A 20,058-nucleotide genomic window follows, 5' to 3' on the forward strand; every position below is an offset into this window, starting at 1 on the left:
TAACCATAATAAAGCATATTTGATGTTACTTATTATTTAAATGAAATTGAATCGATCTGTTTTTATATTCAGAAGTCTGGCAACTGGTTTAATTGTGTTTGCAGCGCTGGCTTTTGTGCTGCAGCAAAAGAATAAACGACTGAATGAATTCAATAATAACCTGGTACTACAAAACGATTCTGTTTTATCGGTAAATCTGCAACTGCAAAAAGATATCAACTCGCTGAAACACGACCTCGACAGTTTATTACAAAACAATCCCGAAAAGCAACAACTGACCACAAACAAACTGGTATCAATAAAATAGTGTCAGTAACTATGAGCTGATCATTGATGTAACATTAAAAGCGCATTGCTTTAATCGGTTTAGCATCATGCGTTCATATGATTCAGATCATAGGTAGGGAATGTTTTTCCTTCGATGTTTGCACGGCTTAACAATACAGGTGATCACGGAAAAATAATAGAATAATTCCTTTTATAGTTTTTCAAAACATCGTACCTTTTGAGACGGCCAGAAAATTCCTAAACAATATCTTAGCCTTTAATTGATCAACGTGTCTGGCAATTCTGATCATGTTATTCTTTTGATGCCTAGTGTCGATATCCTTTGAAAGCTGTGGCAATATCCGTATTAGTTAGTAAGTAACCATTTTTTGTAGGCACCTAAAATGAAGGAGGGCACCATGAAACACCATCAATCCCCTTACGTAAACAAGAGGAAGAAGTGTATTGAGTTTCACATTATGAACTCCTGCGCAAACAGGATTTCACTGGCAGGTGATTTTAACAACTGGGCTCAGGACCAGCTAACCTTACATCCCACCAAAAACGGATTTTGGACCATAGAAATACCTATGTTACCGCGTGGAAAATATCATTACAAATTCTTTATCGATGAACGGATGTGGGCTGAGGATATCGAGAACCAGTTTCGAGAACCAGATGGCGTTACCGGATGGAACAGTGTGCTTGAAGTATAACCTATGAACAGCAGATCAAGTAGGTGGAAGTTAAACAAGAATTGTGTTATATGGTGTATATGATCCTGTGTGTTTATGATTCGTACATCCCGAAACAATCGGGTTGAAAGCTTTGTTAAGTACTCAGGGTTATAATAGAAAAGATGAGCTCCCCAACGGGAACTCATCTTTTTTTTATGCGTTGTTGTAAACTTTATAAACAGACTCCCGCAATACATTGCTGCTGTCTGAACAAATAAAAGACAGCACATCGGCAATTGCTTCTGGTTTTACCCAGTTGTCGAATTTGGCATCGGGCATGCTGTCGCGATTGGGTTTTGTATCGATGGTACTGGGGGCTATTACCGATACGGTAACATTTTTTCCTTTGGCTTCCCTGTTTAGGATCTCAGCCAGGTTAAACAGCAGGGATTTGCTTAATGCATAGGCAATCTTGTTGTGGCCTTCTTCCAGTTGTATACCAGGGCGGGCGCCGGTGAAAACCAGGCGGCCGTAGCCGTTCTGCATCATATGCTGAAACAATGGCCGGGCCAAGTGATAAGCAGTTTCAAAATTCAGGGAGAACATTTTTCTTAACTGGGCCGTATCGGTAGTATCGATGCCGCCCATTTCGAAGCCGCCGGCCAGCAGCACGGCACAGTCAATATTGCCGTACAGGCCTATAGCTTCGTTTACAAAGGTTTTGCATTCTGCTTCATCGGAAAGGTCAATGCCATGCAGTTCGAAGTTGGGATGCCTGTCTGCAAACCCCAGGTGGCTACCTGAATGGTCAACCGCAACTACTTTATAATCCTGATCGAGGAATTTTTTTACTACTGCGGTACCCAGGTTGCCATTAGCGCCTGTTATAATAATGGTTTTAGACATGTGAAAAGGTATATGTTGTTGTCAAAGATAGAAAAAGGACCGATCCACCTGGGGGCGAACCGGTCCTTTTATTATATAGTAATATATGATCTAGAACAGGAAGTTCCAGCCGTGTTTGTCTTCTTCCTGACATTTACGAATAGCTTCCAGCCTGTTCTTTAACCGGAACATCACTGAATTATCGTTAGTAGCCGGTAAATGATGGTCGATGCCGTTTATGTGAATAGTTGCAATGGGCGCTACTACAGCGGCTGTACCGGCGCCAAATGCTTCTGAAATGGCATTGTGACGGAAAGCGTTCTCCAATTCAGTTACTGCAATAGGGCGGGCTTCATGGGGAATACCCAGGTCATCGGCCAGCGTGAGTAAAGAATCGCGGGTTACACCGGCCAGAATAGAATCACTGGTGGGTGGAGTAACCAGTACGCCGTCGATCACGAACATGGCATTCATCATGCCGCTTTCTTCAATATATTTGTTTTCGCGGGCATCTGTCCAGATTACCTGGTCGTAGCCGGCTTCTTTTGCTTTTTGTGTGGGGTAAAAGGCGCCACCGTAGTTACCAGCACATTTTGCTGAACCGGTACCGCCTTTGGCAGCGCGGGCAAAATCGGTTTCTACTTTCAACCGCAATGGGTTGGCAAAGTAAGAACCAACGGGCCCGGTAAACATGATGAAGCAATATTCATCAGCGATCTTTACTCCGTATTTGGCTTCGCTGGCAAACATAATGGGGCGAACGTATAAAGCACCGCCGGGTTGGGTAGGTAACCAGTCTCTATCTACTTCTATAAGGCGGCGAAGACCTTCAACAAAAATTTCTTCGGGTACACCTGGCATGCACATGCGGCTTAAGGAACGCAGCATTCTTTCGTAATGCTTTTGTACCCTGAACAGGTTCACCCGGCCATCATCGAGCCTGAATGCTTTCAACCCCTCAAATACCGATTGACCGTAATGCAGGGCCAGGGTAGCAGGGCTCAGGGAAATATCGCCAAAGGGAACAATACTGGGCGCTTCCCATTGTCCGTTTTTATAATAGCAGATCAGCATGTGGTCTGAAATATAGTTTCCAAACCCGAGCTTGTTAAAATCAACTTCAGGTAACCTTGATTTGGTTGTTCGCTGAACCATTATCTCATCGGTAAGTTCCATAAACTAAAATTTTTTATTGCTACAAGTCATTCAATGTGTAAAGATAACTCTTAAAAATCAAAGGGCAGAAGGCAGCGGGCAGAAGGCAGAAAACCTCAGCGCGGCCTCCAGGTTCAAAAACAAAGAACTCAATAACCCAGAACTCAATAACCTGCCAACCTATTAACCTACGAACCAAATAACTTAAAACTTTGAATTGAAAACTTCTTTCCCAATCCTTATAACCTCATTTACAAGTAATTCGAAATCGGAGAATTTACTGCGGTGGTTGGTAATTGCGGCACGGATGGCATATTTATCGTTCAATACTGTATAAGAGGGTGCTGCGATGCCCTGTTCATGCAGGCGCATCAGCAATTCCTTGTTTCCCTTATTTAGTTTTTCGGCACTGCAATTGCCGGCATTATACCGGAAGCATACGATGTTCAGCGGTACGGGCGCCAGTAATTCCAGTTCGGGATGTTGTTGTATCAGTTCGGCCAGGTATTGCGCCTGCTGCAGGTTTTGCCTGATGAGGGTGCGATAGGTCTCCAGCCCGTTCTGCTTTAACAGCATCCAGATCTTAAGGGCTTTAAACCCGCGCGACAGTTCCATGCCCAGGTTGTTAAACGCCTCAGGGCCGGCAGATAAACCGCGTTCGTGCAGGGTTAAGTAATTCACAGCGGAAGTAAAAGCCTCCCGGTGTAATTGCGGGTCGCGAATGAGCACACAGGCTGCTTCATAATTCACATACATCCATTTGTGAAAATCGAAGGAGAGGCTGTCGGCCAGTTCCAGTCCGTTCAGGGCGCCGGCAAATTCAGGCAACAGCTTGGGAATGGCCCCAAAAGCCCCGTCTACGTGCAGCCACAGGTTGAATTCTTTTGCAAGGGCAGCCAGTTCATCCAGTGGATCGATGGCACCGGTATTTACAGTTCCCGCATTGCCTACGATACAAAATGGCTGACAGCCCGCGGCTCTATCTTCCACGATCATACGTCGCAGGGCTTCCACATCGATCCGGTAATCGGCATCAACCGGCACTTTCCGGAAGTTATCGCTGCCAATGCCAATGACTTCCACGCCTTTTACCACGCAATTGTGGGTTTCGGAAGAACCGTAAATAGTGAGTGGCCCCTGTACTGCCTGTAAACCTTTTGTTTTAATTTCATGGTTGGCATGGTGCCGCGCTACTATCAAAGCGGTAATGTTGGCTAAGGAAGCACCACTCAGCAACAGGCCACTGGCGGTTGACGGAAAGCCCATCATTTCCTTTGACCAGTTGAGCACCTGTTTTTCAACATACATGGGCATGCTGTCGCCCAGGCTTACGTTAGCGTTCATGCCCGAAGCCAGCATATCGGCCAGCATGCCAAAAGGCGAACCGCCTCCTTGCACCCAGGCCCAAAACCGCGGATGAATGTTGTTGATGTTGTAGGGAAGAACGTTCGCAAAAAAGTCTTCGTACACGGCTGTGGTACCCTCTGGTGTTTCGGGCAGAGGCTGGTTCATGCTGGCAAGTACATTTGCGGGTGGTTTGGTGTACACCGGGCGTTGCCGCGTTGTTTCCAGGTAATAGAACAGATCGTCTAACATGCGATGGCCCAGCTCATTCAGTGTTGACCAATCCTGCGGGTCGAGCGTTTTTTCTTCTGTTAGTAAGGCTTCTTTCTTCATGGCTAAATTTTTGTAGGTATAAAGTTGAATCTTCAGGCCCGGGCGCGCAACCCGTTTCATGCTTTCCCTTACAAATTTCCCCAGAACTACCGTTATAAAACAGATGCAGTTATTGATAGTTTGACTAGATCAGTTGTAGTGTTATTGGGCACTGCCTTATGGCTGATCCGGGTGTACTATATCTCAGATATACGGTATACTCATATTTAAGAGGTACTTATTGCGTATATGTTCCGTATATGTCTCGTATCTATAAAGGAACGGGACATATACGAGACATGTACGGAACATGTACGAGACATATACGGAAAATCAATGTGTTAGACTTGAATCTGACATGAATAGGCAAAGGCCCCGTTCCGACTTTAATCAGAACAGGGCCTATGGTTTATATGTATCAGTTATTTACGCGTAGATGTGCGCTATAGAGTCGCGGTACTTTTCCATGACCACCTTGCGTTTGAGGCTCAGTTTGGGGGTCATTTCGCCGGTTTCAATGGTCCATTCCCGGGGTAACAGTTCGAACCGTTTTATTTGCTCTACGTGGTTGAAGAATTTGTTGTAACTATCGATCAGTTCGCGGTACAGGGCATGTACTTTGGGTTGTTTGATCAGTTCGGCATTGCTCATGTCGGGCAGGCCTTGTTTACGGGCCCAGTCTTTCAGCGTTGGGAAGGCCGGGATAATAAGGGCGCCCACAAATTTCTTTTCTGCCCCTACTACCATGATCTGTTCTACAAAGATCGATTCCTTCAGTTTGTTCTCAATAGGCAATGGCGCTACATATTTGCCACCGCTTGTTTTGAACAGTTCTTTTTTGCGGTCGGTAATTTTCAGGTATCTGCCATCTACTATCATCCCGATATCGCCGGTATGGTACCATTCGCCGGTCATTTCTTCTTTTGTCAGATCGGCGCGTTTGTAGTAGCCCATCATAATGTTGGGGCCTTTACAAAGTATTTCACCATCTTCTGCAATCTTTACTTCCACATCGTCGATAAGCGGGCCTACGGTACCGAATTGCCGGTCCTGCACTTCAAAGCGGTTTACGCTGACCACAGGCGAGGTTTCTGTTAACCCGTAGCCTTCGAGCACCGGAATTTGTGCGGCCGTAAAAATGCGTATTAAACGCACCTGGCAGGCAGCGCCGCCGCTTACAATACATTTCAGGTTATTGCCCAGGCCTTCGCGCCATTTACTGAAAATGAGTTTATTCGCCAGGGCCAGCTGCAGGTTGTAACTAAAACCCATGGGCTTGTTTATTTCATAGCGCTCGGCCAGGCCGTGCGCCCAATAAAATAATTTTCTTTTTATACCGGTCAGCTCAGCGCCCTTGGCCATAATGCGGTCATATACTTTTTCAAGCAGGCGGGGAACGGTGGTGAACATACCGGGTTTCACTTCTTTCAGGTTTTCCCCAATGGTATCCATGGTTTCCGCATAATAGATGGGTATACCCCGGAACAGGTAGAAATAAGTGATCATGCGTTCGAAAATGTGGTTCAGCGGCAGAAAGCTCAGGGCTTTCATCTCCGGAAACACAGGTAGGCAGGGATAACAGGCCATTACATTGCTCAAAATATTTCTATGCGACAGCATAACCCCCTTGGGTGTTCCGGTGGTGCCGGAAGTATAAATGATCGTCGCCAGGTCTTCATACCTGATGTTATCAGCAATGGTTTGCACTTTTTTCTGCGCTTCTTCGCTCGAAAGGGTAATCACTTCTTTCCAATGGCGGGCGTTGGCTACGTGTTCAAACGTATAGATGTCCTTCAGGGAAGGCACCTTATCTTTTACACTTAAAACTTTATGAAACAGTTCCTCGTCGTTTACAAATACCATTTTCACCTGGGCATCGTGCAATACAAATTCCAGGTCCTGCACATTGATGGTGGGGTAAATAGGGGTAAGAATAGCACCGATCTGCTGTACGGCCAGGTCAAGGATCACCCATTCGGGCCGGTTTTTACTGAGAATGGCAATTTTATCGCGGTTTTCGGCGGTCATATCGCCGCATCCCATGCCCAGGTTCAGTAAACCTGCGCTCAGCTGATCTACGGTAGTCTTAACTTCCTGGGTGCTGTAGGATCTCCATTGGCCATTTTCCTTTGCCGCCATCATGTTGGGCAAGGATTTGTTTTCTTTTAAATGGAATTGCAGGCAATCGAATAGACGTTTGGGTTCGGTCATAGCTGTAGTTTTAAAGCCATTCCTGGCCTTTATTGAATTTAGCAATTCTGCGGTAATAAAAAAAGCCCGGCGCTGGGGCCGGGGCTAATAATTATTTGGGTGTTTGGTAGTACTGTCCCGTCGCTGGTAATTTGAATACCCGGTTGCGTTGGAAATAGTCAAACTTGTTGTATTCTTCCTGGTGGGTTTTAGTCCAGTTTTCGTAAGCTGGCAGGTTGGTGGTAGTGCCGAATACCCATTGGTTATAGGCATCGAACATACCTGCTTTTAACAGCTGTTGGTGATATTCGTATAGCCGGAAAGGAACGCCTTTGGCATATTTCGAGAACCATTCCAGCACAAATTTGGTGCGTACCGCCGATAAGGTTTCCGGGGTAACCCCGTTGGAACCAACAAAGGAGGATTGTGATTTCATGACATCGAGGAATGCCCGCACAAAATCATTTTTAGTATCCTGGTCCTTGGTAAGATTGGCATCGGTAAATAATTTCTTGTAACCATCCAACAACAGCGTTTTTACCTCAGCCGTGCGTTTTGAATAGCTTTCCAGATTTATAAAGATCTCCCCATAGATCAATGCCCATACTTTATCGGTTGTTAAAAAGTAATATTTGGCGGCGTTATAATAGTTGCCTGAATAGTTGGGGTCTGACTCAATGCCTTTTTCCCACAATTTGATGGCATCGGAGTAGTTCTTTTTACTGTACGCCATTTCGCCATATTCATTGTACAGGGTACCACTGTTGGGGAATTTCTTCAGGGCTGCTTTGTACATTTTTTCGCATTCCTTTACTTCTTCAATGGCTTTGTACAACATCCCCAGGATCTGAAAGCTTTGCACATCGGCATCGGGCCTGTCGGGAAATTTTCTGGCTACTTCAATGCCATGGGAATAATCACGATTTAAATAATAGGCAAAGGCCAGGTCTTTTTGCAGTTCCAGGTTATCGGTATTGGTTTGCAATCCCCGGTTCAACACCAGAACGGCATTGGAATAGTCTCCCTGCTTCATGTAATTTTTGGCCGTTTCCTGAACGGTTTTCACGTCAACAGTCTCGGTTTGAGCCTGTGTCATATTTACGGCCAATAGTAAGCCTACAACTGGTAGAAGATGTTTCATACGGTTCCAAAGATAAGGGTTGTGGGGAGTTGTTGTTGGGGAATTAAGTTAAAATCGGGATGTGGGATTGTTAACTAAGGTTAACGGGGAAGGGCAGAAGGCAGAGGGCAGAGGGCAGAAGGCAGAGGGCAGAAGGCAGAAGGCAGAGGGCAGAGATGAGGCAGTAGGCAGTAGGGGCAAAGGGCAAAGGGCAGAAGGCAGAGAGGCAATGGGCAATGGGAGAAAGGCAGTGGGTAGTAGGGGCAGAGGGAAAACAAAGTCTTACAGTAAATGCTTGCTCCAGGCTAATCAAAAAAACGAAAAGCCGGCGGGTAGTACTAATTGCTAGTAACTGCCCTTCCGGCTTTCTATAATTCGGCCTTCGGCCTCAGGATTTGTTTACATCGGCCTTCGGCCTCAGGATTTGTTTACATCGGCCTTCGGCCTCTAACTATTTGTATTACTTGTTAACGTGTTAACCTGTTAACGTGTTAACCTGTCAACGTGTTAACTGGTCAACTCCCACTAACTATAAATCAGGTGCGTAAGAAGGCCATCGCGTAACTTTGGCTCGAACCAGGTGCTTTTGGGTGGCATTACGTTGCCACTGTCTGCAATATCGAACAACTGCTGAATGGTAACGGGGTGCAGAGAAAACGCTACGGCCATTTCTCCGCTGTTCACTCTTTTCTCCAGTTCACCAAGGCCACGGATTCCACCTACGAAATCAATTCGTTTGTCGGTACGCTGGTCTTTGATGCCTAATAAAGGATCCAATACCAGGTTTGAAAGAATAGATACATCCAGCACGCCGATAGGATCGTTGGTAAAGGTACCCGGTTTAGCGGTAAGGATATACCACTGACCTTTCAGATACATACCAAACTGATGCAGACTGGCTGGTGCTACGGCACTGCCGGATTTTTCGATAGTAAATGATGTGCTTAATTTTTCCAGTAAATCGGCTTCGGTTAATCCGTTGAGGTCTTTCACCACGCGGTTGTAATCCATGATGTACAACTGGTTCGATGGGAACAGGGTAGTAAGGAAATAATCGGCTTCTGCCTTGGCCTGTGTACCCAATGCTTTCCGCACCTTGGCAGCAGATGCCGCGCGGTGGTGTCCATCAGCGATATATGTTTGTGGAACCTGTGTTTTAAACAGATTGGTTATTTGCCCGTTTATCGCATCATCAGTGATCACCCAAATGGTATGACTGATAGCGTCGTCAGCTACAAAGTCATATACAGGCGTATGCGTGTTCTTCCAATTCTCGATCAGTGCATCTACCTGCTCATTGTTTCTGTAAGCCAGAAATACATTACCCGTTTGTGCACCGGTAGTGGCGATGTGATTGATACGGTCCTGCTCTTTTTCGGGGCGGGTGAACTCGTGTTTTTTAATGATGTCATTTTCGTAATCATCAACCGAACTGGATGCTACCAAACCGGTTTGGCTACGGCCATTCATTACCAGTTGATAGATATAATAACAGGGTTTATCTTCCCTGAACAAGATACTGCGTTGGATAAACGCTGCAATATTCTCTTTTGCTTTATCATACACCGGCTGGCTGTGGATATCCATGTCTTCGGGCAGGTCGATCTCTGATTTGGTTATATGCAGGAACGAATGGGGATTACCTACTACCTCATCACGGGCTTCCTTTGAATTCAATACATCGTAGGGGCGTGAAGCAACCTGCTTAGCCAGCTCAGCACGCGGGCGCAGGGCTTTGAAAGGAGAAATATTAGCCATTATACTTGTGTTATGCGTTTAAATTATCTATTAAGAACAGCCACCATGTTCCTCTCTCCCGATTTATCGGGCGGGCCGGGGGAGGCTTATCCTTTTTTGTTTGCGAAATCTTTCATGAGGTCGGTCAGTACCTGCACACTTGACAGGGGCAATGCGTTGTACAGCGAAGGTCTGAACCCGCCAACACTGCGGTGGCCTTTCACCCCATAAATATTGTTTTGTTTGCACAGGGTCAGAAATTCTTTTTCCAGATCGGCATTGTCCATCACAAAGCAGGCATTCATGATACTGCGATCTTCTTTATTGATCACTGTGCCTTTAAACACCGGTAAGCTGTCGAGGGTGTTGTACAGTAACTGCGCTTTCTGGTTATTGATCTTTTCAATAGCTGCTACACCACCCTGGCTTTTTAACCAGCGCAGCGTAAGCATACATACATATACCGCAAAAACCGGAGGCGTATTTAACATGGAACCGTTTTCGATGTGCTGGCGGTAATCCATCATGGTGCTCAGCTTGCGGTTTACCTTGCCCAGGATGTTTTTGTTTACGATCAGCAGGTTTACACCTGCTGCGCCTACGTTCTTTTGCGCACCGGCATAAATAAGATCGAATTTTTTAAAATCCATTTCCCGGCTCAGGATATCACTACTCATATCGGCTACCAGCGGAACCCCGGCTTCAAAGAAAGGAGTGAAATCGTGCCACTGTACCCCATGAATGGTTTCGTTTGTGGTGAGGTGCAGGTATTTGGCAGTTTTAGGAACGGTGAATTGTTTGGGCAGGTGGTTGTAGTTCGATTCTTTAGCGCTGCAAACTACTTCCACATGGCCGTATAATTTGGCTTCTTTTATGGCTTTTGACGACCAGGTACCGGTATCGGTATAGGCGGCTATTTCATTTTCATTCAACAGGTTCATGGGAATTTGAAAGAATTGCGTGGAGGCGCCACCATGCAGGAACAGCACTTCGTGCTGATCGTCGAGTTGCATTAATTCTTTCACCAGAGCAATGGCTTCATCCATTACTGCCTGAAACAGATCGGTGCGGTGACCAATCTCCAGGATCGACAAACCGGAATTGTTGTAGTTTAAAATGGCTTCACTGGCTTGTTTGAATACTTCCTGCGGCAGAATGCTGGGTCCCGCGTTAAAATTGTGCATCATTGTTTCACTCTTAAATTAGAAGGAGTGCAAAGGTACCTATTTTGGTGGACTAAAGACCCTTCAAATTTTGTTGTTAATGCGTAATTAGTTCATAATGAACTAATCACAATCTTTGTTTAAGGCCTTTCCCGTTAACCAGGCCTGGTTTAACCGCTCAAATTCGCGCTGCTCTTCCTCGCTCAGGTTTTTATGGATGAGCTGTTTCAGGTTGGGCTGACCGGCATTTACCCAGGCCGTATACCAGTAGGAAGCCACGGCCGCAATGGATTGCTGCATACGCCGCTCGATCATATTGTTCAATCGCTGGTTATATGCCAGGCAGTAGCTGGTTGCATATTGTTTTATCACCTGGCCATTGCGTGGTTCAAAGGAATATTTACTATCCGCAGAAAATTGAGCAGTCAGTTCCCGCTCTATGCGTAATACGCTGTCGGCAGCAGCCGCACTTTCCAGCACCCGCTTCCAGGTAAAAGCGAGTGGATTGGTTACATAACCGGCTTTTCCCAGCAGGAAGTCCCAACTGGTGGCGGCCAGCAGTTCGGGAATACGTGATTCCCAGAAGGCATGAATGCCCTGCTGGTTGGTAAGTTGCCCGTTGTGATTGCTGCATACATGTAAAGGCACATGTGCATCGGCGATATAATGGCCCAGATCGGCCGACAGCTTCAGGATCTTTACCTGGTCTTTTTCTTTGAACGCACTGGTTAACCTTTGCAGCATAATTTGTATATGCCACGGCACAATGCCATAAGCCTGTAACGTATCGCGGCCATATTTTTCAATGGCTTTCTTGAACGTGCGTGGTAATGAATCGAATGGATATACGCCGTAATGGTCAATGTCTATATAGTGTCGGGCACCTTCTGCAGCTACCATATAACGGCGTTTGTCGGGGTCAACAGCATGTTCGCTTAGAAAAGAGATGTTGGGTTTATACAGCACCATCATTTCCGGAGGCAGCATAAATACTGCGTAATAATTTATTTGTTGATGGGCGTAGAAGCCCCAGGGGTAGAGGGGGTGGTGGTTTAATGTGTATATGGTTATTAAGAGAAGCTTTTTCATAGGCAATATTTTTGAAGGGCAGAGGGCAAAAGGCAGAGGGCAAAGATTGCACTCACAAAGGTAGGGAAGTGGTTTTCTATAGCCGGTAGTTGGTCGGATAATTTGAAAGAGGTGCTTTAATAACAAAAAGTGAGCCGCCCACCAGTTGGCAGACGGCTCACTTTTTAAGTATTCTGTTTTGGCTTTCGCCTTTCAGCTTTTGCCTTAAGTTTTGAATCTTGAGCTTTCAGCCTTCTTCTCTTTGCCCTCTGCCCTTTGCCTTCTGCCCTTTGCATTTAATCTATTTCCCATTGTTCTTTGCCGATATGCTTTCCTCATCAATGGTAGTAACACCACCGGAGATAGCGAATTTCATGGCTTCGGCTGAACTGATATCGGTTAATAATTTTACCCTATCGGTTTTTACAAAATACAGGCGGCCGGTAAGGGCATACGATTGTGGAATGTATACCGCAACAAATTCCTGCAGGCCAAAGCCATGCACTTCTTCCTGGGTAATAAAACCGATTTGCCATACGTCGGTTGTTTCAACACTGACCAATACGGCTTTATCGAATTTTCTTTTGTTGCCTGCGAAAGCTTCAAAGAAATCTTTTATGGTAGAATACAACAGCTTGATACCGGGTGTACGTTCCAGTACTTTATCGAGCAGATCAACCAACTTGCTTATAACATAAGAAGAGGAAACATAACCCACCATGATAACGATAAAAGTTACCAGTATAAAACCCAGTCCGGGTATTTTTTTGGCATTGCCGGCGCTGTCGGTTCCCAGTAAGTTGGGGTTAAAATAACCGATGAGGCTGGGCAGGATGTTGTCGATAAAATTGAATAAAGCAGTGACTGCATAAATAGTAATGGCTATTGGAGCCAAAATAATTAGCCCCTGCAGAAAGTACTGTATTATCTTTTTAAATATATATGAGGAAGATTTCATGTGCTGTTTTGTTTTGCTTTTCAAAATTAGTCCATTGCTGTTGGCTAATAAAATAAGCTTGTGTAAAGATGTGTGTTTAGGACTGGAAAGCAATTGGTTAGCAAAGATAGGGGTTGGCGCAAATACTGTACCACAGGCGTTTTAAAAGCAATAAAAACGAACAATAGTTTGGATAGGCATTTGTTACAAGCGGTATAAAATTGGGGCCGGAAACTTTGGTTACATAAAAAGTTTCCATAGTTTTGTGCCCGATAAATTATGATACCAGACATAAATACAAAAGTGCGGATCCGGGATAAAGCGAAGGAGCTATTCTTACGGTATGGTATTCGCTCCGTATCCATGGATGATATAGCCAATCAGCTGGGCATGTCGAAAAAGACTATTTATCAGTACTATACTGATAAAAATGAGCTGGTTGATGCAGTAGTGGAAGATGATGTTCAGGGGCTGCAGGGTGATTGTATGAAATGCGGCGAAGGGGCGAAAGATGCTATCGAGGAGATCATTCTGACCGTTGAAATGGTGGTTCAACAATTAAGTAGTATGAATCCGATGGTATTATACGATATGGAGAAGTTCCATATTCGGGCATACCAGCGGTTTATGGAATTTAAAAATAAATTTTTGTTAGAGAACATCAGAAAGAACCTGGAGTGGGGCGTGAGAGAGGGATTATACCGTCCCGATGTGGACGTGGATGTTATTTCGAAATTCAGGTTGGAATCGATGATGATGGCTTTCAATATTGATCTTTTCCCGCCTTCCAAATACCGGCTATCTGAAGTTACCAAAGTTATACTTGAACATTACGTATTCGGGGTTGCATCCCTGAAAGGCCATAAACTTATTTTGAAATATCAACAGCATAGAAATAAAAATGCAAAGAACTATGAAACTGAATCCGGCAAGCATTTATAGGATCGCCGCGATGCTGGTATTAACAAGCATCATGCGACCGGCCCTGGCACAGCAATCGTATACTTTCAGCGCCAAACAGGCGGTGGAGTATGCCATGAAAAACAGCGTAAACGTACAAAACGCGCTAAAGGATATCGAAATACAAATACAATCAAACCGCGAGATCACCGCTGCGGCGTATCCCCAGATCTCTGGTAGCGTTAACGTTACCGATTATCTGAAACTGCCTACCCAGTTGATCCCGGCCGAGTTTTTTGGTGGACAACCAGGAACGTTTGCAGCCGTACAGTTCGGTACAAAATACAATGGTACCTACGGCGCCAGCTTAAACCAGATACTTTTCGACGGTCAGGTTTTTGTAGGCTTGCAGGCACGCGCTGCTTCCATTGAGTATGCTGAAAAGAATGTGGCAGTTACTCAGGAATTGATCAAGGCAAACGTGTATAAAATATACTATCAGCTGGTAGTGGCCAAAAAGCAAATAACCCTGTTAGATGCCAATATTGCCCGGGCTGAAAAACTGTTGCACGATACCAAGGCGTTGTTTGAAAACGGTTTCCAGGAAAAACTGGATGTAGATAAAACAACGGTTTTATTATCGAACCTGAAAACAGAGAAACTTAAAGTAGAGAACCAGTTACAATCTGGCTACGTAGGCCTTAAATACCTGATGGGTATGCCGGTAAAATATGAGCTGGCATTATCAGATACACTTACCGGTGAATTTATGCGCGACCAGGTTCTGAGCGACAGTGTTCGTTTCGAAGACAGACAGGAATTCTTAATGTTGAAATCAGTTGAAAAGCTGAATAACTACAATATTAAAAGATACAAGTTCACTTACATTCCTACTTTATCGCTTACCGGCTCATACAGCCGCATGGCACAACGTCAGTCATTCGATTTCTTTAAAGGCGGCGAACCCTGGTACAACACTGCTTACATAGGCTTACAGCTAAACGTGCCCATTTTTGATGGCTTTGCCAAAGACGCGCGGGTAAAACAGGCGAGACTGGAATTGGCAAAAACGCAGAACAGTATGGAAGGGTTAAAGAACCAGATCAATAATGAAGTGGAAACTGCCCGTATCACTATTGGAAATGCGTTGATAGCTATAGATGAACAAACGAAAAACATGAAGCTGGCTGAAGAGGTTTATAACCAGACCAAGATCAAATACGAGCAGGGATTGGGTTCTAATCTTGAAATCACCAATGCCGAAACAGACCTGAGAGAAGCACAGAATAATTATTTCAATGCTTTGTATACAGGAATTGTTGCCCGTGTTGATTACCTGAAAGCCATCGGAAAACTTTAATTCAATACACTATAAAAACTCTAAACCAACAAATGCATTCACCGGATAAATTTACCGATATGAAAAGTACGTATAGCATAATTGGCACAGCCGCCCTTGTTCTTTTTTTAGCAGCATGCGGTGCTTCTGAAAAAAAAGAGAATGGGCTGGAAGCGAAAAAAGCCCGTCTTGAAGAATTGAAAAAGGAACAAGGCAAACTGGAAGCAGAAATTGCCAAACTGGATACCAGTGCAGCCAAGGCTGAAAAACCCAAGCTGGTTGTGTTATCTACTGTTCAATCAGTTCCTTTTACCCACTATATAGACCTGCAGGGTAAAATCGACGCCCAGAATATAGCCTGGGTTACACCGCGCAACCAGGGCGGCCTGGTACGTGCCGTATACGTAAAACAAGGTGATTATGTGCGCAAAGGCCAATTGTTGTTGAAGCTTGACCCAGGTGTGGTTCAACAACAAATTGATCAGGCCAATGTACAGTTAAACCTGGCCAAAACTGTATACGAGCGTCGTAAGAATCTGTGGGACCAAAAGATAGGAACTGAAATAGACCTGATCAATTCAAAAAGCAATGTAGAAAATATTGAAAAGCAAATAGCCCTGCTGAAAGAACAGGAAAACATGTCGAATGTATACGCTGAATTAAGTGGTGTTGCCGACCTGGTAACCATTAAAGTGGGCGAAACATTTTCAGCGGCTGGTATTGCACAACAAATGGGTATTCGAATTGTAAACACCGGCGATTTAAAAGTTACTGCCAACGTACCGGAAGCTTACCAGACAAAAGTAAAAGAAGGAACCGCTTTAAAGGTTACGTTGCCTGAGGATAACAATAAATCCATCAGCACAAAAGTATCAGTAGCCGGTAAGATGATTGATCCCATAACACGCTCTTTCTATATTGAGGGACGCGTGCCTGGCAGCAGCTTCCGTCCTGGTCAGGTAGCCATGGTACGTATTCAGGATTATGCAGTATCCAAAGCCATTACCGTGCCTGTAAATACCCTGCAAAACGATGAAAAAGGAAAATTTGTAATGGTAGCGGCTACTGAGAATGGTAAAAAAGTAGCCAAGAAAAGAGCTATTACTGCGGGTGCCCTGTATGGTGATACGCTTGAAGTAACGAGCGGCCTGCAAAGCGGTGATGTAGTGATCACTGAAGGTTTTCAGGGTCTGTACGACGGTCAGGCCATCATTACGGATGCCAAATAGTATTGCGCCAATTTTGACTTACACACCAAATTTGATTGTATGAGTGTCTTAGAAAATATTAAAGGGCCCTTTAAAAACTTTGGTCCCACCACGTGGAGTATCAAGAACAAGGCCTCCATTTACCTGGTCATGCTGGTCGTGAGCTTATTTGGAGTGTTCCAGTTTGTGACCTTACCTAAAGAACAGTTTCCTGATATTGTTATCCCTACCATATATGTACAAACCATTTATGTAGGTAACTCACCCAAGGATATTGAAAACCTGGTTAGCCGCCCCATTGAAAAACAGATCAAGGGTATCACTGGCGCCAAGATCAATAAAACCACCAGTACATCAGTAGCAGATTATTCAGCCATTATGGTTGAGTTCAGTACCGATGTAAAAACCGATGTGGCGCTGCAAAAAGTAAAAGATGCGGTAGACAAGGCCAAGCCCGATCTGCCTACCGATCTTACCGAAGAACCTGCCGTAATGGAAGTGAGTTTTTCTGAACAGCCCATCATGTATGTGAACCTGTATGGTGATTATGATCTGCCGCGGATGAAAAAATATGCCGATGACATGCAGGATAAACTGGAAGAATTAAGCCAGTTGAACCGGGTTGACCTGGTAGGTGCACCTGAACGCGAATTCCAGATCAACGTAGATAACTATAAAATGCGCAGTGCCAATATCACCTTCGATGATATTGCCGGCGCCGTTTCCCGCGAGAACATGGATATCTCCGGTGGTTTGCTGGATGTAGGAAGTACCAAACGCACCCTGCAGTTGAAAGGCCAGTTTAAAACCGCTTATGATATTCAGAAGGTAGTAGTACGCAATACCGGCGGTTCGCCTATTTACCTGAAAGATATTGCAGAAATTAAGGACACTATCAAGGACAGAGAAAGCTATGCGCGTCTGAATGGTAAGAATGTAATTACGCTGAACATTATTAAACGTGCCGGTGAAAACCTTATTGAAACATCCGATGCAGTAAAGAAAGTGGTGGAAGAAATGCAGAAAACCACACTGCCGAAGGACCTGAATATTGCAATTACCGGTGATCAGAGTAAAGCTTCCCGCACTTCGTTCAACGACCTGGTTAATACCATCGTTATTGGTTTCGTGCTGGTATTGATCATCCTGATGTTCTTTATGGGTGTTACCAACGCGTTCTTCGTGGCGTTGTCGGTACCGCTGAGTATGTTTGTGGCCTTTATATTTTTACCGGCTGCCGATCTTATTGTGGGTACGCACGTTACCCTCAACTTCATAGTACTGTTCGCCCTGTTGTTCGGTTTGGGTATCATTGTGGATGACGCCATTGTGGTAATTGAAAATACCCACCGCATATTTGTTGAAGGCAAAGGGCGATTGAATAGTGAACGGTCGGCCATGATGGCGGCAGGGGAGGTATTTGTACCCGTATTGGCTGGTACCCTCACCACACTGGCGCCTTTCGTTCCGTTGTTGTTCTGGCCCGGTATCATTGGTAAGTTCATGATCTATCTGCCTACGATGCTCATCTTTACCTTAACGGCATCGTTGATAGTGGCGTTCATTATGAACCCGGTATTTGCGGTTGACTTCATGAACCATCCTGAAGGCGAACACAAACAGTCTAAATCGGCTATCTTCCGCAAACCAGCCTTATGGGTTGCATTAGTGGTAGGTATCTTATTCGATCTGGGTGGTATTACCTTCCTGGGGAACTTTTTGATCTTCATCGTACTGATGATCGTCCTGAACAAATATGTACTGGATGGTGTGATCCATGCGTTCCAGAACCGTGCGCTGCCCTGGATCATGGGGCATTATGAAACTGCCCTGCGTTGGGCCCTGAAAGGATGGCGCCCCGTGCACTTGCTGTTAAGTACTTTTGTTTTACTCATACTCACCTTTATATTCTTTGGTACCCGTAAAGTGCCAGTAGTGTTCTTCCCCAGTGGTGACCCGAACCAGATCTATGTTTACCTGAAATTACCTGTTGGTACCGATGTAAACTATACTGACTCAGTTACCCAAACACTGGAAAAGAAAGTGTACCAGGTGCTGCACATGGACAAAGACAGCAAAGGAAATTATAAAGAGAACCCGATCGTTGAGAGTGTGATCAGTAACGTAGCGGTAGGTGCGGGTGATCCGCAGAGCGGCGATAGAAGTACAAGACCGGAACTAGGCCGTATACAGATCTCCTTCGTTGAATTTGAAAAACGCCATGGCGTTGCAACGGCGCCCATCCTGGATGAAGTTCGCCAGGCGATAAAAGGTATTCCCGGCGCTGAAATTTCGGTTGACCAGGAAAAAGGCGGTCCGCCAACAGATCCTCCAATCAATATTGAAGTAGCGAGTGAAGATTTCGATAACCTCATCAAAACGGCTGTATCGTTGAAGAATTACCTCGATTCTATACAGATCCCGGGTGTGGAAGAGCTGAAAATGGATATTGACCTTACCAACCCCGAAGTAACCTTTACGGTAGACAGGGAGCGGGCGTTGATAGAAGGAGTAAGTTCCCAGCAAATTGGTATGGAAATAAGAACGGCAGTATTCGGAAGAGAAGTTTCGAAGATCAAAGATGGTGAAGATGAGTATAAGATCCAGCTGCGTAACCTGGAAGGTCAGCGCAAGAGCCTGGCCGATCTGCTGAATATGAATATCACATTCCGGGATATGGGCAGTGGCGGCGCCATTAAGCATGTGCCTATCAGCTCGCTGGTAAAAGTTGATTATACCAGTACTTTAGGTAGTGTAAAACGTAAGAACCAAAAACGCGTGATCACCATTCGTTCGAACGTATTAATGAATGTAACCACACCTACTGCGGTTAACCAGGTTATAGCCGGGCACATCAGCAAGTTTAATCAGGGAGCTCCTGAAGGGGTTACCATTAAACAAACCGGTGAAGGTGAACAACAGGCTGAAACTGGCGCCTTCCTGGGTAAAGCCCTGGTAATTGCGCTGTTCTTTATCCTGTTGATCCTGGTAATTCAGTTCAACTCGATCAGTAAACCAGTGATCATTTTGACCGAGATCATCTTTAGTGTGATTGGGGTATTGTTAGGCTTTGCCTTTACCGGCATGCAGGTATCGGTGGTAATGACTGGTATTGGTATAGTAGGTTTGGCGGGTATTGTGGTGAAGAACGGTATCCTGGTAATTGAGTTTGCCGATGAGTTAAGGGCTCGCGGTATGAAAACCAGGGAAGCGCTGGTACAAGCTGGTAAAACCCGTATCATTCCGGTGTTGTTAACTGCCCTGGCAGCGATCCTGGGTCTGATACCACTGGCTGTTGGTTTGAACATCAACTTCGTTACCCTGTTCTCTGAACTGAACCCGCACATTTTCTTTGGCGGTGATAACGTGGTGTTCTGGAAACCATTGTCATGGACCATCATCTTTGGTTTGGCCTTCGCGTTCTTTATGACGCTGTTGATATTGCCAGCCATGTACCTGATAGCTGAACGTTTAAGAAGACCCATGCGCAAAATGTATGGTGGTAAATGGATCTCCTTTGCAGGTATTCCGCCATTGACCTTTGTCTTTATCTTCCTGATGATCGGTACAATGATCCGTCAGTATATTAAAGTTTACCGCAGAAGAAGAAAGCTGGCTGGTAAACCAGAGAAAGTAAATGAAGCGTTTATTGGATCATGGTTCTAAATACAGCTGTAACTTTAAGCGGTAAGCGGTAAGCCAAATACAGCCTCAAAATAAAAAAGGGATCCCGATGAGTCGGGGTCCCTTTTTGCT

Annotated in this window: 15 protein-coding genes; 6 read left to right on the forward strand and 9 right to left on the reverse strand. The window is 45.1% G+C overall.

The window, feature by feature from the left end; all coding sequences use genetic code 11:
• The first annotated feature begins 40 nt into the window (after nucleotides 1-40).
• Complete coding sequence (locus tag BMX95_RS05425) at nucleotides 41-307, forward strand: hypothetical protein (protein ID WP_081200971.1); 267 nt, start codon at nucleotides 41-43, stop codon at nucleotides 305-307.
• Nucleotides 308-686: 379 nt separating this feature from the next.
• Complete coding sequence (locus BMX95_RS05430; RefSeq protein ID WP_165758954.1) at nucleotides 687-983, forward strand: early set domain-containing protein; 297 nt, start codon at nucleotides 687-689, stop codon at nucleotides 981-983.
• A 174-nt stretch (nucleotides 984-1,157) separates the two neighbouring features.
• On the opposite strand, the gene BMX95_RS05435 is transcribed toward BMX95_RS05430, so the two are convergent.
• The 9 genes from BMX95_RS05435 to BMX95_RS05475 all read right to left on the reverse strand — a co-directional run bounded on the left by BMX95_RS05435 (nucleotide 1,158) and on the right by BMX95_RS05475 (nucleotide 12,876).
• Nucleotides 1,158-1,850: an SDR family NAD(P)-dependent oxidoreductase gene (locus BMX95_RS05435; protein WP_081200973.1), complete on the reverse strand. Its 693-nt coding sequence runs from the start codon at nucleotides 1,848-1,850 to the stop codon at nucleotides 1,158-1,160.
• Between the two features lie 90 nt (nucleotides 1,851-1,940).
• Nucleotides 1,941-3,005, reverse strand: coding sequence for a branched-chain amino acid aminotransferase (locus tag BMX95_RS05440; RefSeq protein WP_081200974.1), 1,065 nt, complete (start codon nucleotides 3,003-3,005; stop codon nucleotides 1,941-1,943).
• Nucleotides 3,006-3,188: 183 nt separating this feature from the next.
• Nucleotides 3,189-4,661 (reverse strand): pyridoxal phosphate-dependent decarboxylase family protein, encoded by a 1,473-nt coding sequence (locus BMX95_RS05445; RefSeq protein WP_081201782.1) that lies wholly within the window; start codon nucleotides 4,659-4,661, stop codon nucleotides 3,189-3,191.
• Nucleotides 4,662-5,066: 405 nt separating this feature from the next.
• Nucleotides 5,067-6,851, reverse strand: coding sequence for an AMP-dependent synthetase/ligase (locus BMX95_RS05450; RefSeq protein ID WP_081200975.1), 1,785 nt, complete (start codon nucleotides 6,849-6,851; stop codon nucleotides 5,067-5,069).
• Nucleotides 6,852-6,942: 91 nt separating this feature from the next.
• A complete protein-coding gene (locus BMX95_RS05455) occupies nucleotides 6,943-7,971 on the reverse strand; it encodes a tetratricopeptide repeat protein (protein ID WP_133053942.1) in 1,029 nt (342 codons plus the stop codon).
• A 504-nt stretch (nucleotides 7,972-8,475) separates the two neighbouring features.
• The gene (locus BMX95_RS05460; protein ID WP_081200978.1) at nucleotides 8,476-9,708 is read right to left on the reverse strand and encodes a DUF1015 domain-containing protein; all 1,233 of its coding nucleotides are present in this window, start codon (nucleotides 9,706-9,708) and stop codon (nucleotides 8,476-8,478) included.
• Between the two features lie 86 nt (nucleotides 9,709-9,794).
• The gene (gene serC, locus BMX95_RS05465) at nucleotides 9,795-10,874 is read right to left on the reverse strand and encodes a 3-phosphoserine/phosphohydroxythreonine transaminase (RefSeq protein ID WP_081200979.1); all 1,080 of its coding nucleotides are present in this window, start codon (nucleotides 10,872-10,874) and stop codon (nucleotides 9,795-9,797) included.
• Nucleotides 10,875-10,973: 99 nt separating this feature from the next.
• A complete protein-coding gene (locus BMX95_RS05470) occupies nucleotides 10,974-11,939 on the reverse strand; it encodes a zinc dependent phospholipase C family protein (RefSeq protein WP_081200980.1) in 966 nt (321 codons plus the stop codon).
• Nucleotides 11,940-12,219: 280 nt separating this feature from the next.
• Nucleotides 12,220-12,876 (reverse strand): DUF502 domain-containing protein, encoded by a 657-nt coding sequence (locus BMX95_RS05475; RefSeq protein ID WP_081201783.1) that lies wholly within the window; start codon nucleotides 12,874-12,876, stop codon nucleotides 12,220-12,222.
• A 258-nt stretch (nucleotides 12,877-13,134) separates the two neighbouring features.
• Between BMX95_RS05475 and BMX95_RS05480 the strand changes: the two genes are divergently transcribed.
• Genes BMX95_RS05480 through BMX95_RS05495 form a run of 4 tightly spaced genes read left to right on the forward strand, consistent with a single transcriptional unit; the run spans nucleotide 13,135 to nucleotide 19,968 of the window.
• Complete coding sequence (locus BMX95_RS05480) at nucleotides 13,135-13,797, forward strand: TetR/AcrR family transcriptional regulator (RefSeq protein WP_081200981.1); 663 nt, start codon at nucleotides 13,135-13,137, stop codon at nucleotides 13,795-13,797.
• The gene (locus tag BMX95_RS05485) at nucleotides 13,769-15,115 is read left to right on the forward strand and encodes a TolC family protein (protein WP_081200982.1); all 1,347 of its coding nucleotides are present in this window, start codon (nucleotides 13,769-13,771) and stop codon (nucleotides 15,113-15,115) included. The genes BMX95_RS05480 and BMX95_RS05485 overlap by 29 nt, the downstream gene beginning before the upstream one ends.
• A gap of 59 nt (nucleotides 15,116-15,174) precedes the next feature.
• Nucleotides 15,175-16,323, forward strand: coding sequence for an efflux RND transporter periplasmic adaptor subunit (locus tag BMX95_RS05490; protein ID WP_242673140.1), 1,149 nt, complete (start codon nucleotides 15,175-15,177; stop codon nucleotides 16,321-16,323).
• A gap of 39 nt (nucleotides 16,324-16,362) precedes the next feature.
• The gene (locus BMX95_RS05495) at nucleotides 16,363-19,968 is read left to right on the forward strand and encodes an efflux RND transporter permease subunit (RefSeq protein WP_081200984.1); all 3,606 of its coding nucleotides are present in this window, start codon (nucleotides 16,363-16,365) and stop codon (nucleotides 19,966-19,968) included.
• Nucleotides 19,969-20,058 lie beyond the last annotated feature (90 nt).

The organism is Niastella yeongjuensis (assembly GCF_900110245.1).
Taxonomy (GTDB): domain Bacteria; phylum Bacteroidota; class Bacteroidia; order Chitinophagales; family Chitinophagaceae; genus Niastella; species Niastella yeongjuensis.

What these genes read in the sequence shown, in the direction of transcription:
- BMX95_RS05425 (WP_081200971.1), top strand. Translation starts at nt 41, where the DNA reads ATGAAATTGAATCGATCTGTTTTTATATTCAGAAGTCTGGCAACTGGT.
- BMX95_RS05430 (WP_165758954.1), top strand. Translation starts at nt 687, where the DNA reads ATGAAACACCATCAATCCCCTTACGTAAACAAGAGGAAGAAGTGTATT.
- BMX95_RS05435 (WP_081200973.1), bottom strand. Translation starts at nt 1,850, where the DNA reads ATGTCTAAAACCATTATTATAACAGGCGCTAATGGCAACCTGGGTACC.
- BMX95_RS05440 (WP_081200974.1), bottom strand. Translation starts at nt 3,005, where the DNA reads ATGGAACTTACCGATGAGATAATGGTTCAGCGAACAACCAAATCAAGG.
- BMX95_RS05445 (WP_081201782.1), bottom strand. Translation starts at nt 4,661, where the DNA reads ATGAAGAAAGAAGCCTTACTAACAGAAGAAAAAACGCTCGACCCGCAG.
- BMX95_RS05450 (WP_081200975.1), bottom strand. Translation starts at nt 6,851, where the DNA reads ATGACCGAACCCAAACGTCTATTCGATTGCCTGCAATTCCATTTAAAA.
- BMX95_RS05455 (WP_133053942.1), bottom strand. Translation starts at nt 7,971, where the DNA reads ATGAAACATCTTCTACCAGTTGTAGGCTTACTATTGGCCGTAAATATG.
- BMX95_RS05460 (WP_081200978.1), bottom strand. Translation starts at nt 9,708, where the DNA reads ATGGCTAATATTTCTCCTTTCAAAGCCCTGCGCCCGCGTGCTGAGCTG.
- serC (WP_081200979.1), bottom strand. Translation starts at nt 10,874, where the DNA reads ATGATGCACAATTTTAACGCGGGACCCAGCATTCTGCCGCAGGAAGTA.
- BMX95_RS05470 (WP_081200980.1), bottom strand. Translation starts at nt 11,939, where the DNA reads ATGAAAAAGCTTCTCTTAATAACCATATACACATTAAACCACCACCCC.
- BMX95_RS05475 (WP_081201783.1), bottom strand. Translation starts at nt 12,876, where the DNA reads ATGAAATCTTCCTCATATATATTTAAAAAGATAATACAGTACTTTCTG.
- BMX95_RS05480 (WP_081200981.1), top strand. Translation starts at nt 13,135, where the DNA reads ATGATACCAGACATAAATACAAAAGTGCGGATCCGGGATAAAGCGAAG.
- BMX95_RS05485 (WP_081200982.1), top strand. Translation starts at nt 13,769, where the DNA reads ATGAAACTGAATCCGGCAAGCATTTATAGGATCGCCGCGATGCTGGTA.
- BMX95_RS05490 (WP_242673140.1), top strand. Translation starts at nt 15,175, where the DNA reads ATGAAAAGTACGTATAGCATAATTGGCACAGCCGCCCTTGTTCTTTTT.
- BMX95_RS05495 (WP_081200984.1), top strand. Translation starts at nt 16,363, where the DNA reads ATGAGTGTCTTAGAAAATATTAAAGGGCCCTTTAAAAACTTTGGTCCC.